This is a genomic window from uncultured Albimonas sp. (assembly GCF_963977235.1).
In the GTDB taxonomy this organism is placed as follows: domain Bacteria; phylum Pseudomonadota; class Alphaproteobacteria; order Rhodobacterales; family Rhodobacteraceae; genus Albimonas.
Window position 1 is genome coordinate 230,327 of sequence record NZ_CAXBOD010000002.1, and the last position, 14,079, is coordinate 244,405.

General features: G+C 70.8%; 14 protein-coding genes. 5 read left to right on the top strand and 9 right to left on the bottom strand.

What is annotated here, in order from left to right:
- Window positions 1-74 precede the first annotated feature (74 nt).
- The 5 genes from AAC134_RS03290 (at window position 75) to AAC134_RS03310 (ending at window position 4,461) form a co-directional block, all read left to right on the top strand.
- Window positions 75-1,256, top strand: coding sequence for an acyl-CoA dehydrogenase family protein (locus AAC134_RS03290; RefSeq protein ID WP_339947617.1), 1,182 nt, complete (start codon window positions 75-77; stop codon window positions 1,254-1,256).
- Complete coding sequence (locus AAC134_RS03295) at window positions 1,256-2,371, top strand: acyl-CoA dehydrogenase (RefSeq protein ID WP_339947618.1); 1,116 nt, start codon at window positions 1,256-1,258, stop codon at window positions 2,369-2,371. The genes AAC134_RS03290 and AAC134_RS03295 overlap by 1 nt, the downstream gene beginning before the upstream one ends.
- Before the next feature lie 275 nt (window positions 2,372-2,646).
- Window positions 2,647-2,859 (top strand): hypothetical protein, encoded by a 213-nt coding sequence (locus AAC134_RS03300; RefSeq protein WP_339947619.1) that lies wholly within the window; start codon window positions 2,647-2,649, stop codon window positions 2,857-2,859.
- A 143-nt stretch (window positions 2,860-3,002) separates the two neighbouring features.
- Complete coding sequence (locus tag AAC134_RS03305) at window positions 3,003-3,938, top strand: PAS domain-containing protein (RefSeq protein WP_339947620.1); 936 nt, start codon at window positions 3,003-3,005, stop codon at window positions 3,936-3,938.
- Between the two features lie 28 nt (window positions 3,939-3,966).
- Window positions 3,967-4,461: a hypothetical protein gene (locus AAC134_RS03310; protein WP_339947621.1), complete on the top strand. Its 495-nt coding sequence runs from the start codon at window positions 3,967-3,969 to the stop codon at window positions 4,459-4,461.
- A 16-nt stretch (window positions 4,462-4,477) separates the two neighbouring features.
- Here AAC134_RS03310 and AAC134_RS03315 read toward each other — a convergent pair whose 3' ends face one another.
- From AAC134_RS03315 to AAC134_RS03355, 9 genes are all read right to left on the bottom strand, one after another.
- Window positions 4,478-4,921, bottom strand: a complete 444-nt coding sequence (locus tag AAC134_RS03315; RefSeq protein ID WP_339947622.1) for a DUF3830 family protein — start codon at window positions 4,919-4,921, stop codon at window positions 4,478-4,480.
- 39 nt (window positions 4,922-4,960) lie between these two features.
- Window positions 4,961-6,187 carry an amidohydrolase family protein gene (locus tag AAC134_RS03320; RefSeq protein WP_339947623.1) on the bottom strand — a complete coding sequence of 409 codons (1,227 nt, stop codon included), beginning with the start codon at window positions 6,185-6,187 and terminating at the stop codon, window positions 4,961-4,963.
- A 16-nt stretch (window positions 6,188-6,203) separates the two neighbouring features.
- A complete protein-coding gene (locus AAC134_RS03325; protein WP_339947624.1) occupies window positions 6,204-6,809 on the bottom strand; it encodes a hypothetical protein in 606 nt (201 codons plus the stop codon).
- 3 nt (window positions 6,810-6,812) lie between these two features.
- Complete coding sequence (locus AAC134_RS03330) at window positions 6,813-7,961, bottom strand: iron-containing alcohol dehydrogenase (RefSeq protein WP_339947625.1); 1,149 nt, start codon at window positions 7,959-7,961, stop codon at window positions 6,813-6,815.
- Window positions 7,962-7,963: 2 nt separating this feature from the next.
- The gene (locus AAC134_RS03335; RefSeq protein WP_339947626.1) at window positions 7,964-9,343 is read right to left on the bottom strand and encodes an aldehyde dehydrogenase family protein; all 1,380 of its coding nucleotides are present in this window, start codon (window positions 9,341-9,343) and stop codon (window positions 7,964-7,966) included.
- Between the two features lie 286 nt (window positions 9,344-9,629).
- Complete coding sequence (locus AAC134_RS03340; protein ID WP_339947627.1) at window positions 9,630-10,994, bottom strand: glutamine synthetase family protein; 1,365 nt, start codon at window positions 10,992-10,994, stop codon at window positions 9,630-9,632.
- Window positions 10,995-11,057: 63 nt separating this feature from the next.
- Window positions 11,058-12,095 carry a TRAP transporter substrate-binding protein gene (locus tag AAC134_RS03345; protein WP_339947628.1) on the bottom strand — a complete coding sequence of 346 codons (1,038 nt, stop codon included), beginning with the start codon at window positions 12,093-12,095 and terminating at the stop codon, window positions 11,058-11,060.
- Window positions 12,096-12,151: 56 nt separating this feature from the next.
- Window positions 12,152-13,477: a TRAP transporter large permease subunit gene (locus AAC134_RS03350; protein ID WP_339947629.1), complete on the bottom strand. Its 1,326-nt coding sequence runs from the start codon at window positions 13,475-13,477 to the stop codon at window positions 12,152-12,154.
- The gene (locus tag AAC134_RS03355) at window positions 13,474-14,028 is read right to left on the bottom strand and encodes a TRAP transporter small permease subunit (protein ID WP_339947630.1); all 555 of its coding nucleotides are present in this window, start codon (window positions 14,026-14,028) and stop codon (window positions 13,474-13,476) included. The genes AAC134_RS03350 and AAC134_RS03355 overlap by 4 nt, the downstream gene beginning before the upstream one ends.
- Window positions 14,029-14,079 lie beyond the last annotated feature (51 nt).

The window sequence follows — 14,079 nt, forward strand, 5'->3', positions numbered from 1 at the left end:
TCCCCTGCGCCCGCCGATGACATACCTTCGCGAATGTCACGCGCCCCCCAATCGGCGCGGAAGGGAGGAGACCCATGTTCGATCTGGAAGATTTCCGGGCCGATACGCGCGCCTGGCTGGAGGAAAACTGCCCCGCCTCGATGCGCGAGCCCATGCGCGGCGCCGACGACATCTGCTGGGGCGGCCGCAATCCCGAGTTCAAGAACGACGACCAGCGCCTGTGGCTCGAGCGGATGGCCGACCGCGGCTGGACCGCCCCCACCTGGCCCGAACAGTACGGCGGCGGCGGCCTCTCCCCCGAGCAGGCCAAGGTCCTGCGCGAGGAGATGGCCCGCATCGACGCCCGCGAGCCTCTGAAAAGCTTCGGCATTTCGATGGTCGGCCCCGCCATCATCAAATGGGGCTCCGAGGCGCTGAAGCAGGAGCACCTGCCCAAGATCTGCCGCGGCGAGATCCGCTGGTGCCAGGGCTATTCCGAACCGGGCGCGGGCTCCGACCTCGCCGGGCTGCAGACCAAGGCCGAGGACAAGGGCGACCACTACCTGATCAACGGCCAGAAGATCTGGACCTCCTACGCCCACAAGGCCGACTGGATCTTCTGCCTGGTGCGCACCTCGTGGGAGGGCAAGAAGCAGGAGGGGATCACCCTGATCCTTTTCGACATGCAGAGCCCGGGCGTCGAGGCGCGCCCGATCCGCCTGATCTCCGGCGCCTCGGTGTTCTGCGAGACCTTCTTCACCGACGTGAAGGCCGACAAGAAACAGGTGGTCGGCGAGGTCAACAAGGGCTGGACCTACGCCAAGTACATCCTGACCCATGAGCGCGAGATGGTCTCGGCCATCGGCGGCGACGCCTCCGCCGTGGACGCGCTCGGCGTGCAATCCCTCGACGCGGTGGGGACCGACGACCAGGGCCGGCTCGACGACCCGATCCTGCGCGGCGACATCGCCCGGTGGGAGATCGACCAGCTCTCGTTCCGCCTGACGCTCGAGCGGGCCCGCGACGAGGCCAAGGCCGGCGAGGGCGTGGGCCACTACTCGGCGCTCCTGAAATACGCCGGCACCGAGCTCAACAAGCGCCGGCTGGAGCTGAAGGTCGCCGCCGAAGGCATGGGCGGCCTCGCCTGGGAGGGTCAGGCCTGGAAGGGCGGGGCGCTGGCCAAGGAGTGGCTGCGCTCGAAGGCCAACTCGATCGAAGGCGGCACCTCGGAAGTGCAGCTCGGGATCCTCGCGAAAAACGTTCTGGGGATGAAGTGATGGCGACCCTCGTTCTGGACGACGAACAGAAGATGCTGCGCGAGGCGGCGATGCGCTTCATGGCCGAGAAGGCGCCGGTGGCCCAGCTGCGCGCCCTGCGCGACGGCGAGGGCGGCGCCTTCGACGCCGCCACCTGGAGCGCGATGGCCGAGATGGGCTTCCCCGGCGCCCTGATACCCGAACAGCACGGCGGCGCGGGTTTCGGCCATGTCGCCATGGGCCAGATCATGGAGGCGGGGGGGCGCACGCTGGCCGCCTCGCCCCTGTTCGCCACCGGCGTCGCGGGCGCCTGCGCCATCGGCCTCGGCGGCTCGGAGGCGCAGAAGGCCGAACTGCTGCCGAAGATCGCCTCGGGCGAGCTGCTCTGCGCGCTTGCCGTCGACGAGGGTCCGCGCCACACCGGCAAGGCCCCCGCCACGCAGGCCCGCCCCGAGGGGCAGGGCTGGGCGATCACCGGGGCCAAGGTCAACGTCGCCGACGGCGGCGTCGCCGGCCTCGTGATCGTCTCGGCCGTCACGCCCGAGGGCGCCGCGGGCCTGTTCCTGGTCGAGGCCGGGGCCAGGGGCCTCGAGGTCGAGCGGGTGGAGATGGCCGACAGCCGCGACACCGCCATCCTGCGTTTCGAGGCGACCCCCGCCGCGGCGCTGGGCGAGGTCTCGGCCGGCGGGACGACGCTGTCGCAGGTGGTGGACATCTGCAACGCGCATCTCGCCGCCGAGCTGGTCGGCATCGCCGGCAAGGCCTTCGAGGACACGCTCGCCTACGTGCAGGAGCGCAAGCAGTTCGGCGTCACCATCGCCAGCTTCCAGGCCATCCAGCACCGTGCGGCGCACCTGTTCGGGGAGATCGAGCAGGCCCGCTCGCTGGTCCTCGCCGCGCTGTCGGGGCTGGACGAGGGGGCCGAGAACCTGCCTCGTCTGATCTCGGCGGCGAAGGCCAAGGCGGCGAGCGTCGCCGATCTCGCCACGAACGAGGGCGTGCAGCTGCATGGCGGGGTGGGCATGACCGACGCCTACGACATCGGTCTGTTCATGAAGCGCGCCCGCCCCGCGGCGCAGCTGTTCGGCGACGGGCGATTCCACGCCGACCGCTTCGCCGCGCTCAGCGGCTACTGAATCCGCTCGCCAGCGCGCTAAGCTGAAGTCCGCGCGCCGGCGCGCGAGGCCCGGCCTATCGCGAGAGAAACCCCGCGCCCCGCACGCCCCGCGTGCGGGGCGTTTGCATTCGGGAAACCTCCCGGCGCGGCGGCCCGCATTCTCCAGAAATTACAAAATTTGCGCAAAATGCGCAGAAAACTATTGATACCGCGCAAACTATGTGGAAAAAGGATTTTCAGCGCTGGGGTCAGCGCAACACTTCAGCGCACTGCGCAAAGTCGGAGGGTCGAAGGATGGCACGGATCGGACTGGGGAGCGTCGTCGCGGCTTGCGCGAGCCTGGTCGCCGAGACGGCGTGGTCCTTCGAGGCGAAGTTCATCAAGGTTGAGTCTGGGGCCAACCTCCTGTCAGCATGGGAAATTTCGCCCACCTTGACGATGTTCTTCGCGACGGTGGCCGGGGTCGGCGCCGCTTCGATCTGCGCAACGCTCTTCGCGGGCCGCTGAGACGCAGGCGCCGCTGCGGCACGGGGAACAGGCCGCGGCGGCGCTTGTAAATTGCGCATTTTAAGGTAGTGTTCAGAAATCATCAGATCAGCGGAGGCCCGCCGGATGTCCGGCGACTGCGCCCTGCTGGGAGAAACGCGCGTATGCCACACAGAGGTCTCAAGGACTCAGCATTCGAGCGTCTCAGGCTGGACCGGACGATCACCGCCGCCGAGGCGACCCGAAATTTCGGACGCCTGCAGGAGGAGGTGGCCGCCGGCCCGATCACCCTGACCCACCACGGTCGGGCGCGGATGATCCTGCTCTCGCCCGAACAGTTCGGATCGCTGGGCGGGGGCGAGGCCGGCGAGGCGGGCGCCGCCGCCGCGCCCGGGCTCGACGGCCTCTCGTTCGCGCTCGACGAGATGGAGGAGGGGTTCATCGCGCTCGACCGCGAGGACCGCTTCGCCGCGGTCAACCGGGTGGCCGAGTTCTACTTCGGCCGCGCCCGCGACGACCTTCTGGGCCGCACCTGGCACGAGGCGCTGCCCGCGCTCGGCCGCAGCGCCATGGCCGAGATCATCGACAGCGTGCGCGCCCAGGGACGGCCGCGCCGGATGGCATGGGATTCGCTGATCCGCGACGGCCGGCGGCTGGAGCTGAACATCTTCCCGATTCCCAACGATCGCGGCTGGGTCGGCGTGGTCTTCGCCAACGTCGGCGAGGTCGAGCGTCTGGCCCGCGACGCCGCCGTCGCGCAGGGGGTGATCGACGTGCTGCTCTCGGCCATGCCCGGCGCGGCGGTGGCGGTGGTGGACTCGGCCGGCGAGGTCGTCGACTGGCGCGGCGCCGCGGCCGAGCTGTTCGGCTGGAGCGCCGAGGAGATGCTGGGCGAGCCGATGGAGCGGATGACCCCGGGGACCGAGCTCGACCAGGGCCGCCTCTGGGCCCATTTCGCCGAGGCGCGCCGCAAGGGCTCGGCCGACGTGACCGGCCCGCGCCTGACCCGCGCCGGCCGCACGCTCGAGATCGCCTGCCAGACCACCTGGCTGGCCGCGCAGGACGTCTTCGTCTGCGTCATGCGGCGCGAGGCGGCGTGAACGCGCGCCCCCCGCGCGGTCCCGCCCCGTGAGCGTCGAGATCCACGAGGTTGCGGGCCTCGCCCCCGGCCGCCTGTTCATCGCGCCCGCCCCCGCCGGCGGCCGGGCGCTGGTCTCGGCGTTGCGGGGGATGCGCGGGGCGGGGGTCGACCTGCTGGTTTCGATGCTGCCGCCCGAGGAGGCGGCGCGCCTCGGGCTTCAGGACGCGGCGCGCGCCTGCGCCGCGGTCGGGCTCGCCTTCCGCGGCTTCCCGATCCGCGACTTCGGCCTGCCGGGCCCCGCCCTGTTCGCCGCGCTCGTCGAGGAACTGGCCGCAGAGGTCGCGGCGGGCCGCGGCGTGGCGGTGCATTGCCGGGCGGGGATCGGCCGCTCGGGCATGGCGGTCGCCTGCGTGGCGGCGCGGTTCCTGGGCTCGGCGGAGGCCGGGGTCGCGGCCGTGACGCGCGCGCGGGGCATGGAGATCCCCGACACGCCCGCCCAGCGCGCCTTCATCGACGAGGTGGTCGCCGCGATGGACGGCTGAGGCCGCCGCCGTCCTTTCAGTCGGCGTGGGTCGCGCCCTCGGCCAGCTCGATCTTCAGGGTCTGCGCGCCTTTCCACAGGGTCATCGGCCCCAGCTCGGCCAGCTTGTCGAGCCCGCTGACGATGGTCGCGAACGGGTTCCCCGCCAGCTGCCCGGCCTTGGAGGCGAAACAGCAGGGGCCGTAGGCGAGCAGGATCTCGGTCTCCGACACCTTGCCCTTGCCGCCGGGGAACAGCAGGAACTGGCCCGGCGCGGGGTGCGAGGTCGCGTCCTCGTAGGGCACGCCCATGTCGAGGTCGCCCAGCGGCGCCCAGATCGCCTCGCCCGACCAGCGCACGTGGATCGCCTGGCCGTCGAAGGGCAGCGCCTCCTTGATCTTCGCGCAGGTGACCGGGCACTGCGCCTCGTTGAGCACGCCGAGGAAGCGGAACGGGCCGGCGGTGATGGCGAGGGACGTCATGGGGTTCCTCCGAAGGACGGGGACCGGCGCGCGGGGGCGTCAGGGTCGGTGCAGGGTGGGCAGGGCGCGCGTGAGGGTGCGCCGGCCGGCGCGATAGACGGCGAGCGGGGGCGACAGCTCGGCAACGGCGGCCTCGGGGCTGGGGGCGTCGAGGATCACCACATCGGCGGCCAGGCCCGGGGCAAGACCGTAGTCGGACAGGTTCATCAGCGCGGCGGGCTGATCGGTGACCATCGACAGGCAGGCGCGGAACGCCTCGGCCGAGCCGAGCTGGGCGGCGTTGGCGTAAAGGTTCGCCATGCGCAGCAGACTGCCGTCGCCGAACGGCGTGAACGGGTTCAGCACGTTGTTGGTGGCGAGCGAACAGCGGCAGCCCTGCGCGTGGAAGGCGTGCGCGGGGGCCACGCCGCGCGGGATCAGGCGGTCATGCTCGCGCCCCATCAGGAACAGGTCGGTGGAGGGCAGCACCGTCAGCGCCACGCCCACGTCTGCCATGCGCCGGGCCCAGGCCAGAGCCTCGGAGGGCGGCAGGGCCGAGAGGGCGGAGACGTGGCCGACCGCCACCCGGCCGCCCCAGCGGCGGGCCTCGGTCACCCGGCAGATCTCGCCCAGGTCCATGCGCGCGGGGTCGAGGTGGAAGTCGAGGTGGAAGTCGACGTCGAGGTCGAAGCGCTGCGCCAGGTCGAAGATGCGCGCGATCTGGGCGTGGGGGTCCACGTCGGTGTAGGGGCAGCCGCCGATCACCTCGGCGCCGGCCTCGCAGGCCTCGACCAGCAGCGGGTCGGTCCCGGGGTCGTTGGTCAGCCCCTCCTGCGGGAACACGCAGATCTGCAGGTCGATCGCCCAGGCGTAGTCGCGCTTGAGGGCCTGCACCGCGCGAAAGCCGCGCAGGCCGATGCGGGGGTCGGCCTCGACATGGGTGCGCATCCGGGTCGTGCCGTGGGCGATGCATTTTTCCAGCGTGCGCGCGCCGCGGGCGTAGACGTCTTCCTCGGTCCAGGAGGGCTTGGCCGCCGAGACCGCGGCGATGGCCGAGGGCAGGTCGGGCGCGCCCGACACCCGATCCAGCAGGCAGGACTTGTCGAGATGCACGTGGCTCTCGACAAAGCCGGGCAGGGCGAGGCGCCCGCCGAAGCTCTCGGAGGGCGCCTCGGCCGCGATGTTGGGGGCGATCTCGGCGATGCGGCCGGCGCGGATGGCGATGTCCACCACCCGCTCCGGCGCCTCGGGCAGGCGCAGGTCGCGCAGGACCAGGTCGAGGGTCATGCGCGGCCGCCTTCGATCATTCCTCGGGCGCCTCGGCTTCCCAGACCTTGGTCGCGATCTTGCGGAACTCGGCCGGGGGCAGGCGGGGCTTGTCGCCGGCGGCGGCCTTCACCGCGGCGCGGTCGGCCTCGAACACCGTCTGGGCGCGGTAGCGGGCGTCGAGCACCACCAGCGCCATCGCATCCCACTCGGCCTTGTCGGGGCCGAGCCGCAGCGGGCCCTTGATCTCGCCCTTGGCGCCGCGCACGCGCAGCTTCAGGCGGCGGCCGGCTGAATCGGTGGCATCGAAGCTCGACTTCGGCTCGGCGAGCGTCAGGCCCAGGATGCGGACGGCCTCGGCCACGCCCAGCCCTTCGGCCGCGCCCAGCGGGCGGCCGGTGGCCTTGCGAAACGCGAGCGCGGCCATGCGCGCCTGCTTCAGCGCGCCGGCGAGGCCCATCTTGCCGCCGCCGCCTCCGTTGCCGTTGCCGGCATTGCCGCCGGCCTTGCCCTTGCCGCCGCCGCCGCCGCCGCCCTGGCCACCGCCACCGCCACCGCGGCCCTGAACGCCACCGCCGCCGCCGCCGCCGCGATTCTTGCCGCCGGCCTGTCCGCCGCCGCCCTTCTTGAGTGCGAGCGCCATCTGTTACATCGCCTTCCTGTAGAGATCCGCGAGCGTGCCCGCGTCGACCGGAACCGGGTTCCCCCCGCAGGAGGGATCCTCGGCCGCCTCGGCCGCCAGCGTCTCGATGTCGGGGTTCTCGACGCCCAGCGCAACCAGGGTCGGCGGAACGCCCAGCTTTTCGCGGAAGGCGAGCAGCGCCTCCATGAAGCCGTCAAACCCTCCGGGGATCCCGAGGTAGGCGGCCAGCGCCTCGATCCGGGCCTCGACCGCGGGGCGGTTGAATTCCAGAACCGCCGGCAGGAACACGGCGTTGGTCATGCCGTGGTGGGTGTTGTGATGCGCCCCGATGGGGTGGCTGAGCGAGTGCACCGCCCCCAGCCCCTTCTGGAAGGCCGTGGCGCCCATCGCCGCCGCGCTCATCATGTGGGCGCGCGCCTCGAGGTTTCCGGGCTCGGCGACGGCGGTCGCGAGGTTCTCCCACACCAGCCGCAGGCCTTCGAGCGCGATGCCCTGGCTCATCGGGTGGTAGTGGGGGGAGCAATAAGCCTCGAGGCAATGGGCGAAGGCGTCCATGCCGGTGCCCACCGTGATCGCGCGGGGCATGCCGACCGTCAGTTCGGGATCGCAGATCACCACCGAGGGCAGCAGGCGGGGGTGGAAGATGATCTTCTTCTGATGGGTGGCCGAGTTGGTCAGCACGCCCGCGCGCCCGACCTCGGATCCCGTGCCCGCGGTGGTGGGGACCGCCACGATGGGCGCGATGGCCGCGGCGTCGGCGCGGGTCCACCAGTCGTCGATGTCCTCGAGGTCCCACACCGGGATCGCCTGGCGGGCCATCAGCGCGATCAGCTTGCCCAGATCGAGGCCCGATCCGCCGCCGAAGGCGATCACCCCGTCGTGCCCGCCCTCGTTGAAGGCGTCGATGCCGGCCTCGAGGTTATCTTCGTTGGGGTTGGGGTCGACCTCGGCGAAGATCGCGCGGCCGAGCCCCGCCGCCTCCATCAGGTCCAGCGCCTGCGCGGTGATCGGCAGGGGCGCAAGGCCCCGGTCGGTGACCAGCAGCGGCCGCGCGATGCCCGCGGCGGCGCAGGCCTCGGCCAGTTCGGAAATCCGCCCCGCGCCGAAGCGGATGGCGGTGGGATAGCTCCAGTTGGCTCTCGGCGCGGCCATGGTCAGCCCTTCTTCAGGTGGTAGGATTTCGGCCGGGTCAGGTTGTGATAGCCGATGACCGACAGCGCTCCGCCCCGGCCGGTGGTCTTGCAGCCGGTCCAGCACAGCGCCGGGTCGAGGTAGTCGCAGCGGTTCATGAAGACCGTGCCCGTCTCGATCCCCGCCCCGATCTGGGCGGCGGCGTCGGCGTCCCGGGTCCACAGCGAGGCGGTCAGCCCATAGGGGCTGTCGTTCATCAGCCGCAGCGCCTCGGCGTCGTGGCGCACGGGCATGATGCCGACGACCGGGCCGAAGCTCTCCTCGCGCATCACCGACATCGAGTGGTCGACGTTCACCAGGATCTGCGGGGCCAGGTAGGCCCCCCCGTCGTCCCTGAAGCTCTTGGGGTTGATCAGCGGGCGGGCGCCGGCGGCGATGGCCTCGGCCGTCTGCTCGCGCACCACGCGGGCGAACCGCTCATGCGCCATGGGGCCGTGGGTGGTCCCGGCCTCGAGCGGGTTGCCCAGCACGTAGTCGTTGACGATCTCGACCGCCTTCTCGACGAAGGCGTCGAACAGCTTCTCGTGCACGTAGATCCGCTCGATCCCGCAGCAGCACTGGCCCGAGTTGAACATGGCGCCGTCGATCAGCCCCTCGGCGGCGGCCTCGACGTCGGCGTCGTGGCGCACATAGCCGGGGTCCTTGCCGCCAAGCTCGAGGCCCAGGGGGGTGAAGGTGCCCGCGGCGGCCCGCTCGATGGCCCGGCCGCCGGCGACCGAGCCGGTGAAGTTCACGTAGTCGAAGGCGCGCTCGGACAGCAGCCGCTCGGTCGTGGGGTGGTCGAGGAAAACGTTCTGGAACAGCTGCGCGGGGATGCCGGCCGAGGTGAAGGCCCGGACCATGCGCTCGCCGGCCAGCAGCGTCTGGGTGGCGTGCTTGAGGATCACCGCGTTGCCCGCGATCAGGGCGGGGGCGACGGTGTTGATCGCGGTCAGATAGGGATAGTTCCACGGCGCGACGACGAAGACCACACCGTGCGGCTCGCGCAGGATGCGGCGCTCGAAGGCGGCGGAGTTCTCGGCCACGATGGGGGCCAGCGCCTCCTGGGCGAGACCGGCCATGCCGCCCGCGCGTTCCTTCACCCCGCCCATCTCGCCGCCGTAGCGGACCGGGCGGCCCATCATCCGGGCGAGCTCGGGGACCATCTCGTCGGACATGGCGTCGAGGGCGGCGACGCCGGCTTCGACCAGGGCCACGCGCTCGATCAGCGGGCGGGCGGCCCATTCGGCCTGGGCGGCGCGGGCATGGGCGATCGCCTCGAAGGCCGCCTCGCGGGTGGCGACGGGACGCTCGGCGAAGATCGAGCCGTCGATGGGCGAAACGCACGTGAGAACCTGGGTCATCGACCTCCCCTCGATGGACGCGCCCGAGCGGGGCGGGCGCCGGAACCCTGACGCGCGGGGCGCCGGTTTTGCAAGGCGATCCTGCCTTGCGCTCGATGCATGGCGGCCCCGCCTGCAAGGGGCGGCGCAACGCGCGTCGCCGGCGCGGGACGTAGCAGGCCGCGCGCCGCCTGCCGCGGGCGGCGTCCGCCACGGGCGACCCCGCCCGGCCGCCGCGGCGGGCAGGCGGCCCGCCACCGGCGCGCGCGTCGCGCCGCGGCTTCCGACACGGGCGACAGGCGCGCGCTCAGGCGCGCTCGAAGCCGCGTTTCAGCTCCCAGTCGGTCACGCGGCGGTCCATCTCCATCTGCTCGATATGGGCGGCGTGCAGGTAGTGCTCGACCACCTCCTCGCCGAAGGCCGCGCGCAGGAAGTCCGAGCCGCGCACGATCTCCATCGCCTCGCGCAGGGTGGCCGGGATCTCGGGCGTGGCCTCGGACTGGTAGGCGTCGCCGCGGTGCTCGGGAGGCAGTTCCAGCCCCCGCTCGACCCCGTCGAGCCCCGCCGCGATCATCGCCGCGATCGCCATGTAGGGGTTCAGGTCCGCGCCCCCGATCCGGCACTCCATCCGCACGGCCTTCGTTCCCTCGCCCACCACGCGGAAGCCGGCGGTGCGGTTGTCCATCGACCAGCAGATCTTGGTCGGCGCGAAGGTGCCCGCCACGAAGCGCTTGTAGGAGTTGATGTAGGGCGCAAGAAACAGCGTCATCTCGGCGGCATGCGCGAGCTGCCCCGCGAGGAAGGATTTCATCAGCTCCGACATGCCCCGCGGGTCGGCGGGGTCGTGGAACAGCGGCGCCCCGTCGGGCCCGGCCAGCGACATGTGCACGTGGGAGGAGTTGCCGGCGTGGTCGTAGCTCCACTTGGCCATGAAGCTGACGGACTTGCCCTTCGCCCAGGCGATCTCCTTGATCCCGTTCTTCAGGATCGCGTGCCGGTCGGCCATGGTCAGCGCCTCGGCATAGCGGACGTTGATCTCCTCCTGGCCCGCGTCGGCCTCGCCCTTCGAGTTCTCGATGGGGATGTCGGCGGCGTTCATGCCGGTGCGGATCGCGCGCATCACATCCTCTTCCTTGGTGGTCTGGAAGATGTGGTAGTCGGCGTTGTAGGCGCTGATCGTGCGCATCCCCAGATGCGCCTTGGCCTGCGCCTCCTCGTAGCTTTCGCGGAACAGGAAGAACTCCAGCTCGGTCGCGGCGTTGGCGCTCCAGCCCTTCGCGGCCAGCTTCTCCACCTGCGCGCGCAGCACGTTGCGCGGCGCGTGGGGGACGGGGTCGCGGTGGTGGTCGAGCACGTCGCACATCACCAGCGCCGTGGCCTCCAGCCACGGGATCCGGCGCAGGGTGTCGAGGTCGGGCTTCATGATGTAGTCGCCATACCCCTTCTCCCACGAGGTCGCGGCGAAGCCCTGCACCGTCTCCATCTCCATGTCGGTGGCCTGGAGGTAGTTGCAGGCGTGGGTCTCCTCGACCGCGCCCTCGAGGAAGAACTCGGCCTGGAAGCGCTTGCCCATCAGGCGGCCCTGCATGTCGACCTGCACCGCGAGCACGGTGTCGATGTCGCCGGCCTCGACGGCGGCGCGCAGCTCTTCCAGGGTCAGTTTTCCGGGCATCGGTCGCCTCTTTCAGGGTCTTGGCAGCGGGAAGGGGGCCGCGGGACGGCCCCCTCCGGGGGATCAGCCCAGGCCGTAGGGGGGGCCGGCGGCGTCGATCACCTCGTTATACTCGCGCAGGATGCTGACGACGCGCGAGGCGCGGTCCGAGATCTGGCTCTTCTCGTCCCAGAAGGTCTTGGCGGCCTCGGTGACCTGCTTCCACTCCTCGGCGGGGATCTCGGTCAGCTCCAGCTTCTCGCCCGAGGCGCGCAGCTTCGCCTCGCCGCCCCAGTACCACTGGGTGCGGTAGAAATGGCCCATGTCGATGCACGACATCACCAGCTGCTGCAGCTCCGGGGTCAGGGCGCCCCAGCTGTCGGGGTTCACGTAGAACGACCCGATCCACGCCCCGCAGATGTTGTTGAGCAGGAAGTAGTCGGTCACGTCCGCCCAGCCGACGGTGTAGTCCTCGGTGATGCCGGACCACGCCATGCCGTCGAGCTCGCCGGTCTGCACCGCGACCTCGGCGTCCTCGTAGGGGATCGAGACCGGCACCACGCCGAACTGCGCCAGGAACTCGCCCGCCGTGGGGAAGGTGTAGAGCTTCAGCCCCGACAGGTCGGCCAGCGAGGTGACCTTCTTCTTGGTGTTGAAGTGGCACGGATCCTGGCCGGCCGCGGACAGCCATTTGACCCCGACCTCGTCATAGGCCTCGGTCCAGATGTCGGCGAGCCCGTACTGCTTGAACAGCACCGGCACGTCCATGATCTGCTTGGTGGCCATCGGGAAATAACCGCCGAAGACCGAGATATCCACGGGCGCGGCCATCGAGTCGTCGTCCGAGTGCACCCCGTCGATCACCCCGTTCTGCAGCGCGCGGAACAGCTCGCCCGTCGGCACGATCTGGTCGGCGTAGAACAGCTCGATCTCCAGCGCCCCGCCGGCGGCGGCGTTGATCGCGTCGATGATCGGCTTGGTGACATGCTCGCCGAGCGCGGCGCCCGCGTAGGTCTGGAACCGCCACTTGATCGGGCTCTGCGCCTTCACGATCGAGGGGGCGGCCAGCGCGCCGACGCCCGCAAGGCCCGCGCCCTTCAGGAACTGTCTTCTCTGGTTCATGGTCTCACCTCTCTGCTGATGGAACCGCCCGTTGGCCGGGCGCGTCTGCTTCGATCTCAGTTGCCGTACACAAGCCCCGGCAGCCACAGCGCGATCTGCGGGAAGGCCATGACCAGGACCAGCGCCAGCACCATCACCCCCACGAAGGGGATGACCGAGCGGTAGATGTCGGTGATCCCGATCTCGGGCGGCGCCATGGCGCGCATCAGGAACAGGTTGTAGCCGAACGGCGGGGTCATGTAGGCGACCTGACAGGTGATGGTGTAGAGCACCCCATACCACACCAGGTCGAAGCCCAGCGCCTTGACCAGCGGCACGAACAGCGGCGCCACGATCACCAGCATGGCGGTGTCGTCGAGGAACGTGCCCAGGATCAGGTAGGTCAGCTGCATCAGGATCAGGATCTCCCACGGACCCAGCCCCAGCTTCTCGGTGAACAGGGACTCGAGCGCCCGCACCGCGCCCAGCCCGTCGAAGACGGCGCCGAAGCACAGGGCGGCCAGGATGATCCACATGAACATGCACGAGATGCCCAGCGTCTTGCGCGCCGTCGCCTCGAGCACGCGGAAGCTCAGCCGCCCCTTGAACAGCGCGGCGAGCGTGGCGGCCACCGCCCCCACGGCCGAGGACTCCACCAGGCTCGTGTAGCCCATCACGAACAGGCCGGTCATCGAGAAGAAGATCAGCAGCGGCCAGACGCCCGCGCGCAGCGAGCGCAGCTTGTCCCCCCAGGTGATCTGCGCCCGCTCGGCCGCGGGCAGGACCGGCCCCAGCGAGGGCTGCAGGCGGCAGCGGATCACGATGTAGGCGATGAACATCGAGGCCATCATCAGCCCCGGGATCGCGCCGGCCAGCCACAGCTGCCCCACCGGCGCGCGCGCGATCATGCCATAGAGCACCAGCACCACCGAGGGCGGCACCAGGATCCCCAGGCTCGACCCCGCCTGGATCACGCCCGTCACCATGATCTTGTCATAGCCCCGCCGGAGCAGCTCGGGCATGGCGATGGTCGCCCCGATGGCCATGCCCGCCACCGACAGCCCGTTCATCGCCGAGATCGCCACCATCAGCAGGATCGTCCCGACCGCGAGCCCCCCGCGCAGGCCCCCCGACCAGATGTGGAACATCTCGTAGAGGTCGTCGGCGATGCCGCTCTCGGACATCATGTAGCCCATGTAGATGAACAGCGGCAGCGTCAGCAGCGGATACCAGCGCATCAGCTTCATCGCCGAGGAGAACGCCAGCTCGAACCCCCCGCCGCCCCACATCAGCACGGCGGCGGCGACGGCAACCGCGCCGATGGCGCCGAACACCCGCTGGCCGGTGATCAGCATCACCATCATCGAGGCGAACATCATCAGGGCGATGGCTTCGTAGCTCATTGCGCGCCCTCGCCGACATGGTCGCGCGCCGGGTCGAGGGCCGAGGGCAGCGGCGTCCCCCGCGCCTCGGCGATGTTGCGGATCAACTGGGCGATCGCCTGCAGCGCCATCAGCGCGATGGCCACGCACATCACCACCTTGATGGGCCACATGTAGGGCCGCCAGAGGGAGCGGGCGCGTTCCCCGAACTCGATGGAATAGATCGTGGAGGAGATGCCGCCTGCGAGCAGGAAGCCCAGGTAGAAGATCAGGAACAGCACGGTGACGGAATCCACCGCCGCCCGGGTGCGCGGCGACCAGCGGCTGTAGGCGAGGTCCATGCGCACGTGGTCGCCGGTCTGCATCGAATAGGGGCCGCCCAGCAGGTAGTAGGCGACCATCAGGAACTGCGCGGCTTCCAGCGTCCAGATCGAGGGGGTGAAGGCGGCCTTCGAGATCGCCGACCAGAACAGCACCCCGATCAGCGCGAAGATGCCCCACATGGCCGCGCGGCCCACCGCGCGGTTGATCCGGTCGATCCAGCGCACGTAGGCGCGGGCGATGGGCGGCATGATCTCCCCTCGGCGTCGGCCCCTCGTCGGCGGGCGTGGTGCGGCGCACAA